We start from the raw sequence: 22,566 nt of genomic DNA on the forward strand, positions 1-22,566 counted from the left end.
CACTGCGCTCAGAGCGGCAAAAAGGCATCCTGATTGCCGCTAAATTGCTCCAGCGCACCCGAGCCGATCTCGTGCCAGAGCCCGTGCAGCGTTAGCGTGCCATCAGAGACTGCCTTGGCGACAAACGGAAATGTCATGAGGTTCTCCAGCGAAATCACCACCGCCTGCTTTTCGAGTGCCGTCATCTGATGCTCTGCATCGGCCATATCCTTGACCCGCTCGTAGCCGGGCCGCAGGATATCCAGCCACCGCCCGACAAAGCTTGTCTGTTTTTCCAGTTCCGGCGCATGGCCCGAGCACATTTCCATACAGCCCTTGACGCCACCACAGGCGGAGTGGCCGATCACGATGACATGCGCCACCTTGAGCGCGGTCACGGCATATTCCACCGCTGCCGAGGTGCCATGTTGACCGCCATCGGTCTCATAGGGCGGCACCAGATTGGCGATATTTCGGTGAATAAAGAACTCTCCCTGATCCGCACCAAAGATCGAGGTGACATGGACGCGGCTGTCACAGCAGGAAATCACCATGGCACGGGGGTGCTGCCCCTGCTGTGCCAGATGCCGATACCACGACTGGTTCTCGGCATAGCTCGTGGCCTTCCAGCCATGAAAACGGTGTACCAGATAGGCGGGCAGGGGGCGGGCGTGTTCCATGGTCTCTCCCGGGCTTGTGGCAATCGTTTGGTAGATAGTCCGGATTCGCCTCGAATTCGAGCGATAAATTGCGACCATGGAAACCATTTGAGAACCAGCCAAGGGCCAATCTGCGCGCGCCGTGGGGGCTGATGGATCAAGGGACTGTGGGTGAGCCGTGGAACAGGTGACATTGCTGAAACAAGAGGAACAGGTGCGGCTTGATGCCCAACGGCTCGAGACGCTCTATGTCCAACTCGGCGAGACGAATGCCGAAGATGTGGTCTGTCGCGCGCTCGAGGAACTGGCGGCACGGCTCACGCATGCCGGCCGGCTCTACAGCGCGGGCCGCAGGGACGATCTGCGCAAATGCGCGCGCAGCCTGATCGCCATCGCCGACCAGATCGGCATGCAGCTTTTGGTGCAGGTGGCCAGGGATGTGACCCGCTGCATTGATGCCGGCGACACGACTGCGCTTGCCGCCACCTTTGCGCGCCTCTTGCGAATTGGCGAGCGTTCGCTCTGCGAGATATGGGATATGTCCGACCCGCCGCTTTGAACCGCATGAATTGACGGGTTGCAGGCGGCGCAATCGTGGCTAGGCTGGCGCGCAATAACGCCGCCAAAAGGTCTGCCCAAATGAACCTCAGATTCGCTGCCCCCGACACACCTGCCATTCCACTGCATCTGGTGGCCGAGCCTAACCTTGACGCATGGCTGTCCGGACAAACGCCCGAGGTCACCACATGGGTGCGCGCGATGGGGTTCACCGGCGCACTTGGCCGCACCCTCATTGTGCCGGACAGGGCAGGCGCGATTGCCATGGCGCTGGGCGGCTACGGCTCGGATGCGTCGCGCGCACGGGGGCGGTTTCATCTGGCCGGAATCGCCGCCGCCTTGCCTGCGGGCACCTACCGCGTCCAAGGCCTGCCCGAGGATCAGGCCGAGACCGAGGCGCTGGGCTGGCTCTTGTCGCATTACGCCTATGAGCGCTACCGCGACCAGACCCCGGCCAAGGCGCGGCTCATCGCGCCCGAGGGCGTCGATGCCGCACGGCTGGAAATCATCGCGGCCGGCGAGGCGCTGACCCGCGACCTCATCAACACCCCCGCCAATGATCTTGGCCCCGATGCGCTCGAGGCCGCTTGTGCCGCCATCGCCGATCAACAGGGCGCGCGCATGACCTGCGTGCGGGGCGAGGATCTGCTTGCCCAGAACTTTCCGCTGATCCACACCGTCGGGCGCGCCTCTGCCGTGCCTCCGCGCCTCATGGACATGCGGTGGGGCCAGAGCGGCCCGAAACTGACCCTTGTGGGCAAGGGGGTCTGTTTCGACACCGGCGGGCTCAATCTCAAGCCCGGCTCCTCCATGGGCCTGATGAAAAAGGACATGGGCGGGGCCGCCACGGTTCTGGGCCTTGCGCATATGATCATGGCGCTTGGCCTGCCCGTGCAATTGCGTGTGCTGATCCCGGCGGTGGAAAACGCGGTCGCGGGCAATGCGTTTCGCCCCGGCGACATCCTGACCGCGCGCAATGGGCTGACGGTCGAGGTCAACAACACCGATGCCGAGGGGCGGCTGGTGCTGGCCGATGCGCTATCCTATGGGGCCGAGGATGCACCCGATCTGATGATCTCCATGGCCACCCTCACCGGGGCCGCCCGCGTGGCCCTTGGCCCTGATCTTTCGCCCTATTACACCGACGATCCCCGCTTTGCTTCGGCACTGGAGGGCGCCGCCACGCGCGTTGCTGACCCGGTTTGGCGCTTGCCGTTTCACACCCCCTATGAGGCGATGATCGAGCCGGGCATTGCCGATCTCGACAACGCGCCCTCTGGCGGTTTTGCTGGCTCGATCACCGCCGCGCTCTTTCTGCGCCGCTTCGTAGGCGGGCTCAATTACAGCCATTTCGACATCTACGGCTGGACCCCCTCCGCCGCTCCCGCCCGCCCCAAGGGCGGTGTCGGCATGGGCGCGCGCGCGCTTTTGGAGGCGCTGCCAGAGGTGTTGGGATTGTGAGCGAAATCCGCCTGATTGCCCTGCCTCTCGTTGACCTATTGCGCAGCCCTGACGGCCCGCGCGACCGGCAACTTTTGATGGGAGAGGGCGTCACGGTGCAGTCGATTGCCGATGGTTGGGCAGAGGTTACAGCCACCCGCGACGGCTATCGGGGGTTTCTACCCGATACCGCACTGACCGACGGCAGCCCTACCCACCGCGTCAGCGCCCGCGCCACACATCTCTACCCCGCGCCGGATTTCAAGACCCGCGAGCGGTTCAGCCTCAGCCACGGCGCGCGGCTTCAGGTGCTCTCGGAACAGGGCCGCTTTGCCGAGACGCCGCAGGGATACGTCCCACGCGCCCATCTGACGCCGCTTGGGACGCTCGACCCTGATCCTGTCACTGTTGCAGAAACCTTCCTTGGCACGCCCTATCTCTGGGGCGGAAACTCCAGCTTTGGCATTGATTGTTCGGGACTGGTGCAGGCGGCCTGCCTCGCCTGCGGCATCGCCTGCCCCGGTGACAGCGGCCCGCAAGAGCAAGGCTTGGGAGAACATCTCCCCGACTCCGCCCCCCTCCAACGCGGCGACCTTCTCTTTTGGCGCGGTCATGTCGCATGGGTGTCTGACCCCGATACGCTGCTGCACGCCAACGCGCATCACATGGCCGTGGCCTTTGAACCCATCGTCGAGGCCATAGCCCGGATCACCGCACAGGGGGACGGCCCCGTCACCTCTCGCAAACGCCTGAAAGGACTGTCATGACCTCCGATCCCTTCTTTCACCCCATCTCCGGGTTTGAGCTGCCGCGCTTTGCCGGTGTGCCCACCTTCATGCGGCTGCCCTATGTGCCCAACGGGCATGAGCGTTACCAGGATGTTCAAATCGGCCTGATCGGCGTGCCCTGGGATAGCGGCACCACCAACCGCCCCGGCCCGCGTCATGGCCCCCGCCAATTGCGCGACGCCTCGACCATGATCCGCGCGCAGCATCCGACCTCTGGCATGCGCCCGTTCGAGGCGGTGAATTGTGCCGATCTGGGGGATGTCGGGCCAAACCCAGCCGATATCATGGACAGCCTCGCCCGGATCACCGACTTCTACGACGGGGTGACAGGCGCGGGGATCATCCCGCTCACAGCAGGCGGCGATCACCTTACGACCCTGCCGGTACTGCGGTCTCTGGCCCGCCGCGCGCCCGTCGGCATGATCCATTTCGACAGCCACACCGACCTCTATCATTCGTACTTTGGTGGCACGATGTATACCCACGGCACCCCCTTCCGCCGCGCAGTCGAGGAAGGGCTGCTTGATCCCAAACGTGTCGTGATGATCGGCCTGCGTGGCACCATGTATGACACCGAGGATCGCGATTTCGCCGCGGCCGAGGGCATCCGCCTGATCCTGATCGAGGAATTCCACGCCCGCGGCCCCGAGGATGTGATGGCCGAAGCCCGCGAGATTGCAGGCAGCGGTGACACCTATGTCAGCTATGACATTGACTTTGTTGACCCCACCTTTGCTCCCGGCACCGGCACGCCCGAAGTGGGCGGCCCCAACAGCTATCAGGCGTTGCAGGTCGTGCGCGGGCTGGAAGGCGTCAACATTATCGGCGCCGATCTGGTCGAGGTGTCGCCGCCGTTTGACGCCTCTGGCGGCACAGCGTTTCTGGGTGCGTCGATCATGTTCGAACTGCTCTGCGTCATGGCACGGCTGCACGCCAAGGTCTGAGGGTCCACCCTGTTGCCTAGCAACAGCGGTTTGGCGGTATCCTCCGCCAAACCCTTTGGAATCCGCCTGCGAATCCTATATGGGATCATATCCCAGCCCGAACCGCGACAGGCCCATGACCCAAACAGCGCCGATTACACAGGATGTGCTGACCATCCCCCGCAAGCTGCCCGACGGGCCGGTGAACCTTGTCGGTCTCACGCGCGACGCGCTGCGCGAGGCTCTGATCGCGCATGGCACGCCTGAAAAGCAGGCCAAGATGCGGGTCAATCAGATCTGGCAATGGATCTATCAATGGGGCGTGCGCGATTTTCATGCCATGACCAATCTGGCCAAGGCCTATCGCGCCCAACTGGCCGAAAACTTCGTGGTGACCATTCCCGAGGTGGTCAGCAAACAGGTCAGCACCGATGGCACCCGCAAATACCTGGTGCGGATCGCCGGCGGCCATGAGGTCGAGGTGGTCTACATCCCCGAAACCGATCGCGGCACGCTCTGCATTTCCTCTCAGGTGGGCTGCACGCTGACCTGCTCCTTTTGCCACACCGGCACGCAGAAACTGGTCCGCAACCTGACCGCCGGAGAAATCATCGGTCAGGTGATGCTGGCGCGCGATGATCTCAATGAATGGCCGCGCCCCGGTGAACCGGTGGGTGAGCGCCCGCGCCTGATCAGCAATATCGTCCTGATGGGCATGGGCGAGCCGCTTTATAATTTCGACAACGTCCGCGACGCGATGAAGATCGCCATGGATGGCGAGGGGATTTCCCTCTCGCGTCGGCGCATCACGCTCTCCACCTCCGGTGTCGTGCCCGAGATTGCCAAGACCGCGCAGGAAATCGGCTGTTTGCTGGCTGTCAGCTTTCACGCCACCACCGACGCAGTGCGCGACGCGCTCGTGCCGATCAACAAGAAATGGAACATCGCGACGCTCCTGGATACGCTGCGCGACTACCCGCGCCTCTCGAATTCCGAGCGGATCACCTTTGAATATGTGATGCTCAAGGATGTGAATGACAGCGATGCCGACGCCCGCCGCCTCGTGCAACTGATCAAGGGCATTCCGGCCAAGATCAATCTCATCCCCTTCAACGAATGGCCCGGAAGCCCCTATGAGCGCAGCGACCGGGACCGGATTCAGCGCTTTGCCGACATCATCTACAAGGCCGGTTACGCCAGCCCGATCCGCACGCCGCGTGGCGAGGATATCATGGCCGCCTGCGGTCAGTTGAAATCCGCCACCGAACGCGCCCGCAAATCCCGCGCTCAGATCGAGGCCGAGGCAGGGCATTAAGCCCATGACCGCCTTTGCCCCTTTGCCGCAACCGCTGAACGCCAAGGGCGATCCCCGACTCATCGGCGTCGAGATCGAGCTTGGCGGTCTGCCCGAAGCGCAAGTGGCGCACCTCTGCGCGGCAACGCTGACTGGCAGCGCGTCCCAAACGGACAGCCATATCTGGCGCGTCGAGAATAGCGAGATCGGCCAGATCGACGTTTACCTCGATATCTTTCTGCGCAATGCCCAGAAAAGCAAACTGCGCGACATGGCCCTTGATCTGGGGCGCGAGGTCGTCCCGGTGGAAATCGTCACCGAACCGCTCGATCTCAAGCGCCTCGCCCGCCTGGACGATCTGCGCAATGCCCTGCGGGCTGCGGGGGCCTTGGGCAGCGGCGCTGGCTGGTTCTTTGGCTTTGGCCTGCATCTCAACGTCGAGATAGCCAGCGAGGCCGACGCGGACACGATCCGCCCCCTGCTGGCCTATGCATTGATCGAGGACTGGCTGCGCGCCACCAACCCGATCGACGAGGCCCGCCGCCTCTTGCCCTTCACCGATCCCTACCCGATAGATTTCGTCCGCGCGCTGATCAAGGCCGGACCGGGTGCCAGCCGTGACCACGTGACAGGGCTCTATCTCGAACTCACACCCAGCCGGAATCGTGGCCTGGATATGCTGCCGATCTTCGCGCATTTCGACGCGGACCGGGTCAGAGCCGCCATCTCTGACAAAACCTCTGCCCGCCCGACGTTTCATTTTCGCCTGCCCGACTGCCGGATAGACGAAGCCGACTGGTCCATTGCCGAGGAATGGCAGCGCTGGCTGATCGTCGAACGGGTCGCCAGCAATGCCGCCCTACTCACCCGCTTGTCACAGGCATGGCTGGATGATCACGGCCTGCTGACGCTCTCCCGTCAAAGTTGGGCCAATCGCGCCGGTCGTATTCTCCAATCGGCGGGGCTGGACCGCGCATGACCACTCGCCGCCCGGTGATCGGGGTCACTGTCTCGCGCCGCTCGGGCTGGCGCATCTTTCCGCTCATTGCCCTGAATGTGTGGCTGGCAGGCGGGCAGGCACAGCGTTGGCAGACCGGGCGCGCGGCAGACATCACAGCCGTGGACGGGCTTATCATCGGCGGCGGCGATGACATATCGCCGGATCTCTATGGCGGACGGCTGGTGACATCCGCGCGGCTTGACCCCGACCGCGACGCTCTGGAGCGCGGGCTGGTGCTGGCGGCGTTCGAGCATGCCAAGCCGGTTCTGGGGATTTGTCGCGGCAGTCAGATGCTCAACATTGCGCTCGGCGGCACGCTGCATCAGGACGCCTATGAAACCTATAAGGCCAGCGATCACATCCGCACCGTGCTCCCGCGCAAGACCGTGCACATAGAATCCGGCACCCGTCTGGCCAAACTTGCCGGCACGCAACCGATGAAGGTGAACGCCCTGCACACCCAGGCGGTGGACCGCTTGGGAGCGGGCTTGCGCATCGCCGCGCGCGACAGCGGCGGCATGATTCAGGCCATCGAACGCGTGACAGAGCCCTTTGCCTTGGGCGTGCAATGGCACCCCGAGCATCTCTTCTATGCGCATCGGCAAATGGGTATTTTTCGCGCCCTGATCGCCGCTGCCTGCTCGCGCCGCGACGATGCTGCGCAACTGCCCGGCGTGGATGCTGCGGCGCGTTGACCCTGCCCAGACAATTCCCCGGCCTCGCCATAATCCGGCACGATTACCGCCACATCCGCCACCTATCCCTATCGTTAGAGGCAAATTTCAACAGGGATAGAAACAATGAACCTGACCCAGACCGACAGCACCACAGAAATCCGCAATCTCGTCCTGCGAGAGCGTCACCTCGCGGTGTCCGAGCGTGAATGGAAACACCGCCTGCGCGGCTATGGCTATGCGATCCGTGACACCTCCGAAGGCCGCTTTGTCACCTCGATTCGCCAAAACGCGCCGCTCTGCCAACTCAGCTGATCGCGGGTTCTTCTTGGCTGAAATACTCTAGGGGGTGCCCTTTGGAGCGACGGGGGCAAGCCCCCAAAACGACAAACCCCCGAAGCATCCGCCCGGGGGTCGTCAAAGTAACGCCTATCTGATCCTAAAATCGGTGTCCGATCTTTCGGGATAGATGCCTCGTGCCGCAAAATTCTGCGGAGAGTGCTCCAAGAGACCTTAGAGCATGCCTTCGCGCTGCGCTTTCTTGCGCGCCAGTTTCCGGGCACGGCGAATCGCTTCGGCCTTCTCGCGCGCTTTTTTCTCGGACGGTTTCTCGAAATGTTGCTTGAGCTTCATTTCACGAAAAACGCCTTCGCGCTGCAGTTTTTTCTTCAGAGCGCGGAGCGCCTGATCGACATTGTTGTCGCGAACACTAACCTGCATGTGGTGTCACCACCTTCCTAAGTTAAAGTTGCAATAGATTGCAGGAAGGCGCCGTATAGCAAAGCGCCCCGGATTTGTCTAGGGTGCGCCGCAAGGAGGATCGCTGATGTCCGAACCTGATCTTATGACCCGTCTGCTCGAGGCCGCAGCCCTGCATGTGCCCTTTGACGGCTGGAGCGAAACCACCCTGCGCCTCGCCGCCGAGGATGCCGGGATCTCTCCGGCGCTTGTGTCCGCCATCTGCCCACGCGGTGCGGTGGATCTGGTGCTGGCCTATCACGCGGCGGGCGATGCCGCGATGCTCAAACGACTGGCCGAGACCGATCTGGGCACCCTGCGTTTTCGCGACCGCGTGGCCTTTGCCGTGCGCGCCCGGCTTGAGGCGGTTGAAGATCGTGAACTTGTGCGCCGGGGCATGACCCTCTTTTCGTTGCCACCCTATGCCGCCGATGGCGCACGCGCCCTCTGGCAAACCGCCGATCACATCTGGACCGCGCTTGGCGATACATCCGACGATGTGAATTGGTATACCAAACGCGCGACGCTCTCGGGTGTCTATGGCGCGACTGTGCTCTATTGGCTGGGGGATGACAGCGATGGGCACAGTCGCACATGGGAGTTTCTGGATCGCCGCATCGAGGGTGTGATGCAGATCGAAAAGCTCAAGGCGCAGGCGCGCGACAACCGGCTGGTGTCGGGTCTCATGGCCGGCCCGCTCAGCTTTCTGAGCCGCATCCGCGCGCCACAGAGCGCGCAGCAAACAGGCATGCCAGGGCGCTGGAACCGACCGACATAACGACAAAGGACCAAGGATGACCAAGACAATGCAGGCCGTTGAAATCACACAGGCCGGTGGCCCCGAGGTATTGCAACCCACCACGCGTCCCATCCCTACGCCCCGCGCGGGCGAGGTGGTGATCCGGCTGGCCTATGCTGGCGTTAATCGCCCCGATGCCCTGCAACGCGCCGGTCTCTATGCGCCGCCGCCGACCGCCTCTGACCTTCCGGGGCTAGAGGGGGCGGGGGAAATCGTGGCGCTCGGTGCGGGCGTCAGCGATTGGGCGCTTGGCGATCAGGTCTGCGCTCTCTTGCCCGGCGGCGGCTATGCCGACTATGTGGCCACGCCCGCCGCACATTGCCTGCCCGTGCCTCATGGCCTCAGCCTCAAACAGGCCGCCTGCCTGCCAGAAACCTTCTTTACCGTCTGGTCCAACGTCTTTCAGCGCGGCGGGCTCAGGGCGGGCGAGCGCTTTCTGGTGCATGGCGGATCTTCCGGCATCGGCACCACGGCCATTCAACTCGCCCACACCTTCGGCGCACGGGTCTTTACCACGGCAGGCAGCGCCGAGAAATGCCGCGTCTGCGAGGAATTGGGTGCCGAACGCGCGATCAACTACCACGACGAGGATTTCACCGAGGTGCTATCCGCCGAGGGTGGCGCAGATCTCATCCTCGACATGGTCGGCGGCGATTACCTGCCCCGCAACGTCAAGGCGCTTGCCGATGATGGCCGCCTCGTGCAGATCGCATTCCTCCAAGGCCCCAAGATCGAGCTGAATTTCTCTCAGGTGATGATGCGCCGCCTGACGATCACCGGCAGCACCCTGCGTCCGCAAAGCGATCTCGCCAAGGCGCGGATTGCCGAGGCCTTGCGCGCCCATGTCTGGCCACTGCTCGAGGCAGGCCGCATTGCCCCGGTCATGGATTCCGAGTTTCCGCTGACCGAGGCCGCCGCCGCGCATGCCCGCATGGAATCGAGCGGCCATATCGGCAAGATCGTCCTCAAGGTCGCCTGACCGGATCACGCGGCGCGGGACACTCGTCATCACGGTACAAAGTAAAAAGCCGCCCTTTGGGCGGCCCTTATGATCTTGGTGTGATCTTGCTCTGCTCTCGGTAAGCGGTATCGCTCCAGCAGGTCCGGGGATCAGCCGTTCACGCTGTCCTTGAGTGCCTTGGCGATGGTCATCTTCACCACCTTGTCGGCCTCTTTCTTCATCTGCTCGCCGGTGGCGGGATTGCGCACCATGCGCTCGGGGCGCTCGCGGCAATAGATCTTGCCAATGCCCGGCAGGGTCACGGCACCACCGGCGGAAACTTCGCGGGTGATGATCGCAATCACCGAATCCAGCGCCGCGCCTGCGGTCTTCTTGTCACTGCCCATTTCATCGGCCAGTGCGGCCACGAGTTGGGTCTTGGTCATGGGTTTTGCCATTTTATGGTCTCCTTGCAACTGCCCTTCTCTTGGGCCTCATGCGCGTGATTTAACGCTATGATGTGGTTAAACACAACGCCTAGTGGGCAAAAGCAAGCGCTTTCGGCGGATTTTGTGCGGATTTCCGTGGGGTCAAAGGAAGGCTGTCTCCTCAAAGCTGCGCAATTTGCGGCTGTGGATGCGTTCGAGCGGCATCCGGCGCAGTGATTCCATCGCGCGAATCCCGATCATCAGATGCCGCGAGACCTGTGATTTGTAGAATTCCGACGCCATGCCGGGCAGTTTCAACTCGCCCTGCAACGGCTTGTCGGACACGCAGAGCAGCGTGCCATAGGGCACCCGGAACCGGAACCCGTTGGCGGCAATCGTGGCGCTCTCCATGTCGAGCGCGATGGCGCGCGATTGGCTCAGACGTTGCACCGGCCCGGACTGATCGCGCAACTCCCAGTTGCGATTGTCCACGCTGGCCACGGTTCCGGTGCGCATCACCCGCTTGAGACCAAACCCCTCCAATTGCGTCTCTGCCGCCACCGCGTCTTGCAGCGCGATCTGGATTTCAGCGAGCGCCGGGATGGGCACCCAGGCGGGCAGATCGGCATCGAGCACGCGATCCTCGCGCAAATAGGCATGAGCCAGCACGAAATCGCCCAAGGATTGCGAATTGCGCAGCCCTGCGCAATGGCCCACCATCACCCAGGCATGCGGGCGCAGCACGGCGATATGATCCGTCGCGGTCTTGGCATTGGATGGCCCGACCCCGATATTGACCAGCGTGATCCCCGACCCATCCGCCCGCTTGAGATGATAGGCGGGCATCTGCGGCAATCGCTCGGGCGCCGGCAGCGGATCATCAGGCCCGGTGATCTCGGCATTGCCGGTGCTGACAAAGGCGGTATAGCCGCTCTCGGCGTCCCCCAACATGCGCCGGGCATAGGTCTCGAATTCCGAGACATAGAACTGATAATTGGTAAACAGCACGTAATTCTGGAAATGGCGGGGATCGGTCGCGGTGTAATGCGTGAGCCGTGCCAGCGAATAATCCACCCGTTGAGCTGTAAAAGGCGCAAGCGGTGCCGCCCCGTTTGGCACAGACACCCATGTGCCATTGACGATATCGTCATTGGTGGTCGCGAGATCCGGCACGTCAAAGTAATCGCGCAGGGTGAACTCGGCCGCCCCCTCCTGCGGCACACTCAGCCCCGCATCCTCCGCCACCGCGAAATGCACTGGCATCGGCGTGTCGGAAGTGCCGATCGTCACTCCAACGCTATGGTTGACCACGAGCAACCCGATCTGTTGCTCCAGATAGGCGCGGAACAGGTCGGGGCGCGTGATCGTCGCGGCATATGTGCCGGGGTTGGACACATGCCCGAAACTGAGCCGGCTGTCGACCTTGGCATAGGTTCCGGTGGTCAGGCGGATTTCGGGATAATAGGCGCGCACCCGGCCTATCGGCAGGTTCCCGGCCAGTGCCCGCGCAAACGCCGCGCAGAGAAACTCCGTGCCCGCCGCATAGAGCTGACAGAGCCGATCCACAGCCGCGCGCGCGTCTGTGAACGCCTCCGGGGCGATCTCATCCGGGGTTTGCATGGTCATGCCTGTCTCCTGCTCTGCGCACACAGGTTGACACGCGCTGGGGGCATGATCAAGCTGCCACCCAAGGAGCGCGCGCAAATGGACTACGAAACCGTCACCCCAGAGATACTCGGGGCCAGCCTGCGCGGGCTCGGTCTCAACCTGCTGGTGCGCGACGTGCTGGCCGAGTCCGCGTTTCTGACAGTGGTCTTTGACATGACGGCCCACCGGCTCAGCACGGATTTCGCAATCATGATCTATGGCGATCAGGTTATGCAACTGCATGCTGATCATACCTATGCCGCCAATCCGATCCTTGGCCTTGTGCCCGAGCGTCCGCCGCGCGGAGCCGGGGCGTCCTTGCACCTTTTCGACAGCGATCCCGACACTGCTGCCGCCCGCGCCGACGGTGCAGGCGGCATGATCCTGCAACCGCCCACCAACAAACCCCACGGGCTGCGCGAATGCTGCATCCTGTGCCCCAATGGCTATGCGTGGGTCGCCTCCCGGCCCCTGACCGCGACTGAAAGGACAACCCTATGAACGTGACCAACCTGAAACCGAACATGGATCACTGGCAAGAGCGCGTGGATCTCGCCGCCGCCTTCCGCTGGACCGCACGCCTCAATATGCACGAGGCGGTGGCCAATCACTTCAGCCTCTCGATCAATGACGACGGCACCCGGTTCCTGATGAACCCCAACCAGATGCATTTCGCCCGTATCCGCGCGAGCGACCTCATCGTTGTGGATGCTAATGACCCCGAAACGCTGGAGGGGCCGAACGCGCCTGATCCCACCGCTTGGGGCCTGCATGGCGGGCTGCACCGGCACTGCGCCCATGCCCGCTGCGCCATGCATGTGCATTCCATCCATGCCACTGTTCTCGCCAGCCTCGCTGACAGCCGTCTGCCGCCCATCGACCAGAACTGCGCCACTTTCTACAACCGGCATGTGGTGGATGAGGGCTATGGCGGGCTTGCGTTCGAGGATGAGGGCGTGCGCTGTGCCCGGCTCCTGATTGACCCAAGGAACAAGGTGCTGATCATGGGCAATCACGGCGTCATGGTGATCGGTGACAGCGTCGCCGACACGTTCAATCGCCTCTATTATTTCGAGCGCGCCGCCGAAACCTATATCCGTGCCCTGCAAACCGGGCGGCCCCTGCGGGTGCTCTCGGACGCGGTCGCGGAAAAGACAGCTCAGGAACTCGATGATTATCCCGGACAGGCCGATCGGCATCTGACGGAATTAAAGGCCATTCTGGATGCCGAAGGCTCGGATTACGCACATTGAACCATCTCAGAACAACCTGACAGACCCCGTCGGTTCGACACCGTGCAGAAACCGCGCGGGGGGCAGGTCTTGGCCTGATCGGGGCTTTGACCCTACGCGATCATGAGGCGCCTTCTTCCGCGCGCCTCATGACGTGGGACAAACGCCAGCCCTGGACAAGATCACGCAGACCGCAGCCCCGTTTCCACCAGCAATCCCTTGCGCTTGGCCTCGTAATAATACCCCCGCGCGTACCACATGATCGCGGCATCGGGGTTGCCATCCGCCACAATATAGGCCCCGCGCAGATACTTGACCCCGTATTTCAGATTGGTCTCGGCCTCGAGCAACTCGGACGCAGGCCCCCTGTGCCCCATGCCCCGCGCGGTCTGTGGCAGGATCTGCAACAACCCGTAATAGGGCCCGTTGCGCGCGCCGGGACGATGCGTGCTCTCGCGGATCGCCAGCCGATGCACCAAACTGCGCGGCACCTGATAATGATCGGCATAAGTGTTGATCAACCGTCGCAACTCGGGCGTTTCATTCGGGTAAAGCGGCGGATCGAACGGGGTGTTCCGAGTGGATACCTCCGAGTCGGACGCGGCGCAGGCGGCCAGCGGTGCGATAGCGATGAGACCCAGAACAAGACGGCGACTGATAAAAGACATGGCGGCTCCTGAAAAAACGCTGCGCGCAAGATGCCCGCATCCACCTTTTCGCGCCAGAGCGCATTTCTGGCACCGGCGAAACACCGCCGCCTTGCCAATCTCCACGGCCCGCGCCATGTAAAGGGTTATGACCCAAGCGCTTCTTTCCTTTGGCCACGGCTTTTCCGCCCGCGCCCTCGCCGCCCGACTTGTGCCGCAGGGTTGGGCCATCATCGGCACCACCCGCAGCGCCGACAAGGCCGAAGTTTTGCGCCATGAGGGCATCACGCCCGCGCTTTGGCCCGAGGACGATCTTTCGCCCGTGCTGGCCTCGGTGACGCATCTCTTGATTTCCGCCGGACCGGACGCGGCAGGCGATCCGGTGCTGGCACGCTACCACGATGCGATTGCGCAGGCTGCGCCCCGGCTCGACTGGGTGGGCTATCTCTCGACCACCGGGGTTTACGGCGATCATGCCGGCGGTTGGGTGGATGAGGAAACCCCGCTCACCCCCTCGACCAGACGCGGCCAGATGCGGGTCACGGCCGAGGCGGCATGGCAGGCCATTCCCGGTCTGCCGCTGCATATCTTTCGCCTTGCGGGCATCTATGGCCCCGGTCGCGGCCCGTTCGAAAAGGTGCGCCAAGGCACGGCGCGGCGGATCGTCAAACCCGGTCAGGTCTTTAGCCGCATCCATGTGGAGGATATCGCGCAGGTGCTCGAGGCCTCGATCAACCGGCCCAATCCGGGCGCGGTCTATAACCTCTGCGATGATGACCCCGCCCCGCCGCAGGACGTCATCGGCCATGCCGCCGAATTGCTGGGCCTGCCCTTGCCCGAAGCGGTGGCGTTTGACGAGGCCGAGATGACGCCGATGGCGCGATCGTTCTATGCGGAGTCAAAACGCGTCTCGAACCGCCGGATCAAAGAGGAGTTGGGGATAGAGCTCATTTACCCCGATTACCGATCCGGGTTGCAGGCGCTCTTGGCGGCTGGGGATTAACGGCATACTCAGCCCTTGGGCACGATCCGGTTGACATGGCCCATCTTGCGGCCCGCCTTGACTTCGGCCTTGCCATAGAGGTGCAGCGAGACGCCGGGCGCACGCGACAACTCGGGCGCGCGATCCATATCGGCCCCAATCAGGTTTTCCATCACCACATCGGCATAGCGGGTGCCATCGCCCAAGGGCCAGCCCGCCACGGCGCGGATATGCTGCTCGAACTGGTCGATGGCGCAGCCCTGTTGCGTCCAATGGCCGGAATTATGCACACGCGGCGCGATTTCATTGACGATCAGCCCCTTGGGCGTCACGAAAAGCTCGACCCCCATCACCCCCACATATTTCAGGCTGTTGAGAATCTTGGCCGCCAAGAGCACCGCATCGGTGCGCTGCGCCGCCGTCAGGCGCGCGGGCACCGTGGTGGTGCGCAGGATACCGGCCTCATGCACATTCTCGCCGGGATCGTAACAGGCGACGTCGCCCGCGCTGTTGCGCGCGGCAATTACAGAGACCTCGTGTGAAAAGTCGATAAACCCCTCATAAATCGCCGCTTGTCCGCCCATATCGGCCAAGGCTTGCTCGGCATCTGCGGCGGACATGATCCGCGCCTGCCCTTTGCCGTCATAGCCGAAACGCCGGGTCTTGAGAATCGCGGGCAGGCCGATTTCGTGCATCGCCTCGGCCATGTCCACGGCATCGTCCACGGCCGCAAACGGGGCGGTCATCAGCCCCAGATCGCTCAGAAACGACTTTTCCAACAGCCGGTCCTGACTGACCCTGAGCGCGCGGCGGTCGGGGTGCACCGAGCGCATGCCCTCCAGCACATCGAGGGCTGTGGTGGGGATATTCTCAAACTCATAGGTGATCACATCGACCGCCTCGGCAAACCGCCGCAGCGCATCTTCGTCCGAATACTCGGCCTGAATATGGCGATGCGCCACATGGCTTGCGGGGCAATCGCCACCCGGCTCAAAGATCACGGTCCGGAACCCCAGTCGCGCAGCGGCGACCGAGAGCATGCGCCCCAGTTGCCCGCCGCCCAGAATTCCGATGGTGGCACCTGTCAACAGCATATCACTCATCGCATGGCTCATCGGGAATCGAGGCCGAAAGGGCCGTGCGCCACGCATCAAGCCGCTGCGCGAGCTCCGCATCGGAATTGGCAAGGATCGCCGCCGCCATCAGCCCGGCATTGGCTGCACCCGCTGCCCCGATCGCCATCGTCGCCACCGGAAACCCCTTTGGCATCTGCACGATGGAATAGAGACTGTCGACGCCCGACAGCGCCCGCGTCTGCACCGGCACGCCGATCACGGGCACGCGGGTCTTTGACGCCATCATCCCCGGCAGATGCGCGGCCCCGCCCGCACCGGCGATAATCACCTGCAAGCCGCGTTCGACCGCCGTTTTGCCATACTCCCAGAGTCGATCCGGCGTGCGATGCGCCGAGACGATCTTGGTCTCGTAACGCACATCCAATTCATCCAGAATCTGCGCCGCCTCGCGCATGGTGGACCAGTCCGATTGACTGCCCATGATGATGCCGATCTTAACGCCTGCCATGAAACGCTCCCCGTCTGGAAGCGCGCACTATACTGATCACAGACCGCTACGCAATGATGTCCGGATAGAGCCGGTCCTCGATCCGCGCGATCATGTCCCGCAGCCACAGCTTCTTTTTCTTGAGCCGCTGCACCATCAACTGATCCGCCGTGCCCTTGTCCTGCAAGGCGCGGATGGCCTCATCCAAATCGCGATGCTCGCGGCGGAATTCCTCCAGCTCTACGCGCAACACATCTTCGGATTTCATTGACAGGTCGCTATAGGCATTCATGGCACGCGATTCCTCTGGGGTCGTGGAGATACAAGATACTGAATCGCACAGCTTTCGCAAAGCCCTTGCACGCATGCGGACCAAACCCCATATTTCCCGTGCAGGCCGCCATAACGGGACCTGCACAATGGACGGTCGCTTAAGCTCAAGGACGTGTCGATGACAAAGCTTACTCTGGGGTCGCACCCCTATATGCTGGGGTTTGAACAGCTGGAGCGGATGCTGGAACGCAGCGCGAAATCCGGGAATGAGGGCTATCCGCCCTTCAATATCGAACAGACCTCACAGAATTCATACCGTATCACGCTGGCCGTGGCCGGTTTTGCCGAAGAAAATCTCGCGATCACCGTCGAGGATCGTCAACTGGTGATCCGGGGCCGTCAGAGCGACGAGGCCGAGGATCGCCTCTATCTGCATCGCGGCATCGCAGCGCGGCAGTTCCAGCGGTCTTTCGTGCTGGCAGACGGGGTCGAAGTGGGCGAGGCGATCATGGAAAACGGCCTGTTGCATGTCGATCTGACACGCGCACAGCCAGAGCCGGTTGTGCAACGCATCAAGATAAACAAAGGGTGAGCAGTCATGGATACGAGATATGATTTCGGAGAAAACACGGATCGCGCCATCGTTTATGTGCGTCCCGTCAATGTCGACGACCTGCCGCAGGATATGCGCGAACAGGTTCGCGATCTAACCAAGCTCTATGCCGTTCATAACGAAGAAGGCGAACGTCTTGCACTTGTCGAGGGCCGTGATCTGGCCTTTCAACTGGCCCGCCAGAACAACATGGAGCCGGTGACGGTTCACTGACACCAAAGAAGGCGCAGCCATGCCCGACTATCCGTTCGACTGGGTCGATGCCTTCACCGACCGACCCTTTGGCGGCAACGGCTGCGCCGTGGTGCATGATGCAGGCGCGCTCACGGCAGAAACCTGCATGGCCTATGTCCGGGAAACGTCCTTGGTCGAATGCACCTTCGTCGGACCATCCGATGTGGCGGACGCCCGCGTGCGCTACTTCCTCGCAAGCCGCGAGATCCCCTTTGCCGGTCATCCAACCGTTGCAACGGTGGTGTCGCTTGTGCGGCGTGGCGTGGTCATCGGGCCTCGAATGGTGCTGGAAACCGGCGCAGGTCTGATCAGCGTCGAGGTCGAAGACGGTCCTGCCCCACGCGTCACCATGACCCAAATCGCACCAGAGTTCGGGCCAGAGTTGCCACCTGACCTGATTGCCGCGGTCGGCGGGCTCGACACTGCGGACATCATTGGCAGCCCGCAACTCGTCTCCACCGGGCTGCCGTTCTGCGTCACCGTGCTGCGCGATCACGCAGCGCTGCGACGCCTGCGTCTGGATGCAAGCGCTCTTGCCCGGCTCGCCGCCCATCTCGGCCATGCCGACACGGACCTGATGGAGCCGTTCTGGGTCACGCTCAATGGGGCCACCCCGGCGGGCGATACCTTTTCACGCCTTCTCATTACCCCTCCCAGCCCGCCAGAGGACGCCTTTACCGGCTCTGCCACCGGCGCGATGGCGGCCTATCTCTGGCATCATGGTCTGATCGACCAGCCACGTTTCACCGCAGAACAAGGGCATTGGATGAACCGCCCCGGCCAAGCGCAGGTCGAGGTTCTAGGGCCGCCCGATGCCATCACCGGCGTTCGTGTCTCAGGGCACGGGCGTGTGATCATGTCCGGCACGCTCCACCTCTGACATCCCCCAAGATTGCGATCCTGCCCTCACGGCCATGCGCCCGGTCGCCGCACGCTATGCCGACATCAACCGCCGCGCGGCAGAGGCTGCGCTCGCCAGCACCTGATAGAAAAAGGGCCGCCCACACCGGGACGGCCCTTTCGATCTCAACTCAGCCATATCACCCGGCGATCAGGCCAAGGCTCTCCAGCTTGAGAATGACCTGATGGGCGCAATTGTCGACATCGACATTCTCGGTCTCGACGCGCAACTCCGGCTTCTCGGGCACGTCATAGGGATCGGAAATCCCGGTGAATTCCTTGATCTTGCCTTCACGCGCCAGCTTATAGAGACCCTTGCGGTCGCGCCGTTCGCATTCCTCAAGACTCGTGGACACATGCACCTCGATGAACGCGCCGAACTGCTCGACATCCTCTCGCACCGCGCGACGTGTGGTGGCATAGGGCGCAATCGGCGCACAGATCGCAATACCGCCATTCTTGGTGATCTCGGATGCGACATAGCCGATACGGCGAATGTTGAGGTCGCGGTGTTCCTTGGAGAAACCCAGTTCAGAGCTGAGGTTCTTCCGCACGATATCGCCATCGAGCAAGGTCACAGGACGCCCCCCCATCTCCATCAGCTTGACCATCAGAGCATTGGCAATTGTGGATTTGCCCGAGCCGGAAAAGCCGGTGAAAAACACGGTAAAGCCCTGCTTGGACCGCGGCGGACGGGTGCGGCGCAATTCGCGCACCACTTCGGGGAATGAGAACCATTCCGGGATCTCCAACCCTTCCGCCAAACGCCGGCGCAGTTCGGTGCCTGAAATGTCGAGGACCGTGGCCCCCTCCGGCACTTCGGAAATCGGGTAATACTGCGCCTTCTCCTGCACATAGACCATATGTTTGAAATCGACCATCTCGAGACCGATTTCATCCTGATACTGCTTGAACAGCTCCTGCGCGTCATAGGGACCATAGAAATCCTGCCCGGCAGAATTCTTGCCCGGACCGGCGTGATCGCGCCCGACGATGAAATGCGTACAGCCGTGGTTCTTGCGGATCAGGCCGTGCCAGACCGCCTCGCGCGGGCCCGCCATACGCATCGCCAGATTGAGCAGGCTCATCGTGGTGGTCGCTCCCGGATATTTATCCAGCACCGCCTCATAGCAGCGCACGCGGGTAAAGTGATCCACATCGCCCGGCTTGGTCATGCCCACGACGGGATGAATCAGCAGGTTGGCCTGCGCCTCCTTGGCGGCGCGGAATGTCAGCTCCTGATGCGCGCGGTGCAGCGGATTGCGGGTCTGGAACGCCACAACGCGCCGCCAACCCAGCTTGCGGAAAAGCGCGCGTAATTCGTTGGGCGTGTCGCGGCGCCCCCGGAAATCGTAATGCACCGGCTGCTGAATGCCGGTCACAGGCCCGCCCAGATAAATCTTGCCCGCCGTGTGATGCAGATAGTTCACTGCCGGATGCGCCAGATCATCCGCGCCGAATACTTTCTCGGCCTCGCGCGCCTTGTTGGGCGTCCAGCGGTCGGTGACGGTCATCGTCGCCAGAATGACGCCTTCCTGATCACGCAGCGCGATGTCCTGCCCGATTTCCAGCGCCTCGGCGAACTTTTCGTTCACATCGAGCGTGATCGGCATCGGCCAAAGCCCCCCATCGGCCAGCCGCATGGTCTCGACCACACCGTCGTAATCGGCTTCGCTCATGAATCCCTTGAGCGGGTTGAAGCCGCCATTCATCAGCAATTCCAGATCGCAGATCTGACGCGGCGTCAGATCCCAGCTTGTCAGATTGGCCGCCTCCACCTTGAGTTTCTGCGCGCTCTCGTATGAAACATAGAGCTCTGGAACGGGGGCTAGGTTTGGCTGTTGCATCGGGGGGCCTCGGGCAAGTTACGGATTTCAACGATGTCGCGTCAGGCAACATATTGCCGCGCGGCTTAGCCCCAGATTGTGCCCGGAATCAAGGCATAGCGGCATTGCACACGCATTTGAGGCAAAAATGACGCGAAAAGGTGCCGATTGCGAATATTTGGGTTCTAATTGCATAGTTTCGGCGAACGCCCCTGACAAATGCGTGGCCGTTTGCGGTAGATCAATCCGCGCTGTTATCGCCCGATTTAGAATGGTTCCAAACGCGCGTTTCATTCCCGCTTAGGAGCTAGTCCATGACACCTTCTCTTAAATTCCTCTTGGGCACGATTTCTGCCCTAGCTTTCGCGCAGGGCGTTGCTGCCTCGGAACTACGCGAGCGCGCTCAGGAGCTTTTCTCGCCTTTGCCGTCAACCATCCCGGCCCTGAATGACAACGTGATTACCGATGAGAAGATAGACCTCGGCAAAGCGTTGTTCTTTGATCCGCGTATGTCGGCCTCGGGCGTGTTTTCCTGCAATTCTTGTCACAACCTCGCCACGGGCGGCGATGATAATATGGAGACATCGATCGGGCATGCCTGGCAAAAAGGTCCGCGCAATTCACCGACCGTGCTGAACGCCGTGTTCAATGAGGCGCAATTCTGGGATGGCCGCGCCGCTGACCTTGCCGAACAGGCCAAAGGCCCGGTTCAGGCGGGTGTCGAAATGGCCAATACGCCAGACAACGTGGTTGCAACGCTTACGTCGATGCCGCAGTACATTGACTGGTTCACCGCCTCTTTTCCCGGTGAGCAAAGCCCTGTCAGCTTTGACAATTTCGCCAAGGCAATCGAGGCCTATGAGGCGACGTTGATCACGCCGTCACCCTTTGACGCCTTTCTGAATGGCGATGATGCGGCCCTGAATGACGACCAAACGGCTGGTCTTGCACTCTTCATGGACAAGGGCTGTTCGTCTTGCCACAACGGCATCAACCTTGGCGGAAACGGCTATTTTCCCTTTGGTCTGATCGAGAAGCCCGGCGCTGACGTGCTGCCGCCTGATGACCGTGGCCGGTTTGCGGTGACCGAAACCGCAGACGATTCCTATGTATTCCGTGCCGCACCCCTGCGCAATATCGACCAGACCGCGCCCTATTTCCACTCGGGCAAGGTCTGGGATCTCAAGGTTGCGGTGCAGATCATGGGCACGTCGCAATTGGGCGAGGAAATCAACGACGCCGAGGCCGATCAGATCGTGGCCTTCCTAGGCGCATTGACCGGCAAGATGCCAGAGGTGACCTACCCGGTTCTGCCCACCGAGACGCTGACGACCCCGCGCCCAACGGGTGAAGTGCAATAAGCCAAGAAGGCGGGGGGCCAATCTGGCCTCCCGCTTTGCCCGAATGGGCGTTAGTTGATCAGCCCCGCATGGCGCATGCCATCCTCGACCAGCGCCTTGACCGGATCACTCAGCCCCACCAGGGGCGAACGGACCTCTTCACTGCACAGCCCCAGCCGCGACATCGCGTATTTGACGCCCACCAGCCCCGGCTCGACAAAGATCGCGCGATGCAGCGGCATCAGACGGTCCTGCAATTCCAGCGCCTTGGCATAATCACCGGCCAGCGTCGCCTCTTGCACCTGCGCCACCAGCTTGGGCGCGACATTGGCGGTGACGGAAATCACCCCAACCCCGCCTTGGGCGTTGAACCCGTGGGCGGTCGCATCCTCGCCGGAAATCTGGATGAAATCCTTGCCGCAGGTGATCCGCTGTGCAGAAACTCGTGCCAGATCGCCTGTCGCGTCCTTGACCCCCACAATGCGCGGCAATTGCGCCAGCTTGCCCATCGTATCAGGCGCCATATCCACGACCGAGCGACCCGGAATATTGTAGATGATGATCGGCAGGTCGCAGCAATCGTGCAGCGCGGTGAAATGCGCGATCAACCCGGCTTGCGTTGGCTTGTTGTAATAGGGTGTGACGACCAATGCGGCATCCGCCCCGACCTTGTGGGCGTGCTGCATCAACCTGATTCCCTCGAGGGTGTTGTTGCTGCCTGCGCCCGCAATCACCGGAATCCGGCCCGCAGCGGCACGCACCACCTCTTCGACCACCATCTCATGTTCCTGATGGGTGAGCGTCGGGCTTTCGCCGGTCGTGCCCACCGGCACAAGGCCATGACTGCCCTCACCGATATGCCACTCCACCAGTTTCTTGAGCGTTTCCACATCCACTGCGCCGTTCTTGAACGGCGTGACCAGGGCAGGAAAAGATCCTCTGAACATGACACGCTCCTCTTGTCTGACTTGGGTGGGTTGGACCCGCTTGGATTTCGGGCCATCGGCGGGAGACCGCACATTGCAACCTGCATCGTGAATGGACGCGGGCGCGCGGGCCGCTTAGGCTGGCGTTGTCTATCCTTCGCAA

General features: G+C 62.3%; 27 protein-coding genes. 17 read left to right on the forward strand and 10 right to left on the reverse strand.

The window, feature by feature from the left end; genetic code table 11:
• Positions 1-8 precede the first annotated feature (8 nt).
• The gene (locus ROS217_RS07565; RefSeq protein ID WP_009817114.1) at positions 9-659 is read right to left on the reverse strand and encodes a carbonic anhydrase; all 651 of its coding nucleotides are present in this window, start codon (positions 657-659) and stop codon (positions 9-11) included.
• A 157-nt stretch (positions 660-816) separates the two neighbouring features.
• Between ROS217_RS07565 and ROS217_RS07570 the strand changes: the two genes are divergently transcribed.
• The 8 genes from ROS217_RS07570 (at position 817) to ROS217_RS07605 (ending at position 7,630) form a co-directional block, all read left to right on the forward strand.
• Positions 817-1,197, forward strand: a complete 381-nt coding sequence (locus ROS217_RS07570) for a hypothetical protein (RefSeq protein ID WP_009817115.1) — start codon at positions 817-819, stop codon at positions 1,195-1,197.
• 80 nt (positions 1,198-1,277) lie between these two features.
• Positions 1,278-2,657: a leucyl aminopeptidase family protein gene (locus tag ROS217_RS07575; protein ID WP_009817116.1), complete on the forward strand. Its 1,380-nt coding sequence runs from the start codon at positions 1,278-1,280 to the stop codon at positions 2,655-2,657.
• Entirely contained in the window at positions 2,654-3,403 is a 750-nt protein-coding gene (locus ROS217_RS07580; RefSeq protein ID WP_009817117.1) for a C40 family peptidase, read from the forward strand. The genes ROS217_RS07575 and ROS217_RS07580 overlap by 4 nt, the downstream gene beginning before the upstream one ends.
• The gene (speB, locus tag ROS217_RS07585; RefSeq protein WP_009817118.1) at positions 3,400-4,368 is read left to right on the forward strand and encodes an agmatinase; all 969 of its coding nucleotides are present in this window, start codon (positions 3,400-3,402) and stop codon (positions 4,366-4,368) included. The genes ROS217_RS07580 and speB overlap by 4 nt, the downstream gene beginning before the upstream one ends.
• A 115-nt stretch (positions 4,369-4,483) precedes the next feature.
• Complete coding sequence (gene rlmN, locus ROS217_RS07590) at positions 4,484-5,662, forward strand: 23S rRNA (adenine(2503)-C(2))-methyltransferase RlmN (RefSeq protein ID WP_009817119.1); 1,179 nt, start codon at positions 4,484-4,486, stop codon at positions 5,660-5,662.
• 4 nt (positions 5,663-5,666) lie between these two features.
• Positions 5,667-6,620 carry an amidoligase family protein gene (locus ROS217_RS07595; protein ID WP_009817120.1) on the forward strand — a complete coding sequence of 318 codons (954 nt, stop codon included), beginning with the start codon at positions 5,667-5,669 and terminating at the stop codon, positions 6,618-6,620.
• Positions 6,617-7,336: a gamma-glutamyl-gamma-aminobutyrate hydrolase family protein gene (locus ROS217_RS07600; protein ID WP_009817121.1), complete on the forward strand. Its 720-nt coding sequence runs from the start codon at positions 6,617-6,619 to the stop codon at positions 7,334-7,336. The genes ROS217_RS07595 and ROS217_RS07600 overlap by 4 nt, the downstream gene beginning before the upstream one ends.
• Positions 7,337-7,441: 105 nt before the next feature.
• Entirely contained in the window at positions 7,442-7,630 is a 189-nt protein-coding gene (locus ROS217_RS07605) for a hypothetical protein (protein WP_009817122.1), read from the forward strand.
• Between the two features lie 198 nt (positions 7,631-7,828).
• Here ROS217_RS07605 and rpsU read toward each other — a convergent pair whose 3' ends face one another.
• A complete protein-coding gene (rpsU, locus tag ROS217_RS07610) occupies positions 7,829-8,035 on the reverse strand; it encodes a 30S ribosomal protein S21 (RefSeq protein WP_008207378.1) in 207 nt (68 codons plus the stop codon).
• A 106-nt stretch (positions 8,036-8,141) separates the two neighbouring features.
• Here rpsU and ROS217_RS07615 point away from each other — a divergent pair, with 106 nt between their 5' ends.
• Positions 8,142-8,831, forward strand: a complete 690-nt coding sequence (locus ROS217_RS07615) for a COQ9 family protein (protein ID WP_009817123.1) — start codon at positions 8,142-8,144, stop codon at positions 8,829-8,831.
• Positions 8,832-8,847: 16 nt separating this feature from the next.
• Positions 8,848-9,831, forward strand: coding sequence for an NAD(P)H-quinone oxidoreductase (locus tag ROS217_RS07620; RefSeq protein WP_009817124.1), 984 nt, complete (start codon positions 8,848-8,850; stop codon positions 9,829-9,831).
• A gap of 131 nt (positions 9,832-9,962) precedes the next feature.
• Here the strand turns inward: ROS217_RS07620 and ROS217_RS07625 are convergent, their stop codons facing one another.
• The gene (locus ROS217_RS07625; RefSeq protein WP_009817125.1) at positions 9,963-10,250 is read right to left on the reverse strand and encodes an HU family DNA-binding protein; all 288 of its coding nucleotides are present in this window, start codon (positions 10,248-10,250) and stop codon (positions 9,963-9,965) included.
• Between the two features lie 132 nt (positions 10,251-10,382).
• Positions 10,383-11,846, reverse strand: coding sequence for an AMP nucleosidase (locus ROS217_RS07630; protein WP_009817126.1), 1,464 nt, complete (start codon positions 11,844-11,846; stop codon positions 10,383-10,385).
• Between the two features lie 78 nt (positions 11,847-11,924).
• Here ROS217_RS07630 and ROS217_RS07635 point away from each other — a divergent pair, with 78 nt between their 5' ends.
• Both ROS217_RS07635 and ROS217_RS07640 read left to right on the forward strand, forming a co-directional pair.
• A complete protein-coding gene (locus ROS217_RS07635; RefSeq protein WP_040651217.1) occupies positions 11,925-12,368 on the forward strand; it encodes a glyoxalase in 444 nt (147 codons plus the stop codon).
• A complete protein-coding gene (locus ROS217_RS07640; RefSeq protein WP_009817128.1) occupies positions 12,365-13,120 on the forward strand; it encodes a class II aldolase and adducin N-terminal domain-containing protein in 756 nt (251 codons plus the stop codon). Before ROS217_RS07635 ends, ROS217_RS07640 begins: the two co-directional genes overlap by 4 nt.
• 161 nt (positions 13,121-13,281) lie before the next feature.
• On the opposite strand, the gene ROS217_RS07645 is transcribed toward ROS217_RS07640, so the two are convergent.
• Positions 13,282-13,767, reverse strand: coding sequence for a lytic transglycosylase domain-containing protein (locus ROS217_RS07645; protein ID WP_045686600.1), 486 nt, complete (start codon positions 13,765-13,767; stop codon positions 13,282-13,284).
• Between the two features lie 127 nt (positions 13,768-13,894).
• On the opposite strand from ROS217_RS07645, the gene ROS217_RS07650 reads away from it, so the two are divergent.
• On the forward strand, positions 13,895-14,749 hold the full coding sequence (locus ROS217_RS07650; protein WP_009817130.1) for an SDR family oxidoreductase: 855 nt from the start codon (positions 13,895-13,897) through the stop codon (positions 14,747-14,749).
• Positions 14,750-14,757: 8 nt separating this feature from the next.
• On the opposite strand, the gene ROS217_RS07655 is transcribed toward ROS217_RS07650, so the two are convergent.
• From ROS217_RS07655 to ROS217_RS07665, 3 genes are read right to left on the reverse strand one after another with little or no spacing between them, the layout of a single operon-like run.
• Positions 14,758-15,831: a 5-(carboxyamino)imidazole ribonucleotide synthase gene (locus ROS217_RS07655; RefSeq protein ID WP_009817131.1), complete on the reverse strand. Its 1,074-nt coding sequence runs from the start codon at positions 15,829-15,831 to the stop codon at positions 14,758-14,760.
• On the reverse strand, positions 15,824-16,312 hold the full coding sequence (gene purE / locus ROS217_RS07660; protein WP_009817132.1) for a 5-(carboxyamino)imidazole ribonucleotide mutase: 489 nt from the start codon (positions 16,310-16,312) through the stop codon (positions 15,824-15,826). The genes ROS217_RS07655 and purE overlap by 8 nt, the downstream gene beginning before the upstream one ends.
• A 46-nt stretch (positions 16,313-16,358) precedes the next feature.
• Entirely contained in the window at positions 16,359-16,583 is a 225-nt protein-coding gene (locus ROS217_RS07665) for a YdcH family protein (protein ID WP_009817133.1), read from the reverse strand.
• 159 nt (positions 16,584-16,742) lie between these two features.
• Here ROS217_RS07665 and ROS217_RS07670 point away from each other — a divergent pair, with 159 nt between their 5' ends.
• Genes ROS217_RS07670 through ROS217_RS07680 form a run of 3 tightly spaced genes read left to right on the forward strand, consistent with a single transcriptional unit; the run spans position 16,743 to position 18,291 of the window.
• Positions 16,743-17,156, forward strand: coding sequence for an Hsp20 family protein (locus tag ROS217_RS07670; RefSeq protein WP_040650436.1), 414 nt, complete (start codon positions 16,743-16,745; stop codon positions 17,154-17,156).
• Between the two features lie 6 nt (positions 17,157-17,162).
• Positions 17,163-17,390, forward strand: a complete 228-nt coding sequence (locus ROS217_RS07675) for a DUF1150 family protein (protein ID WP_009817135.1) — start codon at positions 17,163-17,165, stop codon at positions 17,388-17,390.
• Between the two features lie 19 nt (positions 17,391-17,409).
• Positions 17,410-18,291, forward strand: coding sequence for a PhzF family phenazine biosynthesis protein (locus tag ROS217_RS07680; protein ID WP_009817136.1), 882 nt, complete (start codon positions 17,410-17,412; stop codon positions 18,289-18,291).
• A gap of 160 nt (positions 18,292-18,451) precedes the next feature.
• Here the strand turns inward: ROS217_RS07680 and ROS217_RS07685 are convergent, their stop codons facing one another.
• On the reverse strand, positions 18,452-20,158 hold the full coding sequence (locus tag ROS217_RS07685) for a bifunctional sulfate adenylyltransferase/adenylylsulfate kinase (RefSeq protein WP_009817138.1): 1,707 nt from the start codon (positions 20,156-20,158) through the stop codon (positions 18,452-18,454).
• A 293-nt stretch (positions 20,159-20,451) separates the two neighbouring features.
• On the opposite strand from ROS217_RS07685, the gene ROS217_RS07690 reads away from it, so the two are divergent.
• Positions 20,452-21,498 carry a cytochrome-c peroxidase gene (locus tag ROS217_RS07690; protein ID WP_040650437.1) on the forward strand — a complete coding sequence of 349 codons (1,047 nt, stop codon included), beginning with the start codon at positions 20,452-20,454 and terminating at the stop codon, positions 21,496-21,498.
• A 50-nt stretch (positions 21,499-21,548) separates the two neighbouring features.
• Here ROS217_RS07690 and dapA read toward each other — a convergent pair whose 3' ends face one another.
• Positions 21,549-22,424, reverse strand: a complete 876-nt coding sequence (dapA, locus tag ROS217_RS07695) for a 4-hydroxy-tetrahydrodipicolinate synthase (protein ID WP_040650438.1) — start codon at positions 22,422-22,424, stop codon at positions 21,549-21,551.
• Between the last annotated feature and the right edge of the window lie 142 nt (positions 22,425-22,566).

It is taken from the genome of Roseovarius sp. 217 (assembly GCF_000152845.1).
GTDB lineage: Bacteria > Pseudomonadota > Alphaproteobacteria > Rhodobacterales > Rhodobacteraceae > Roseovarius.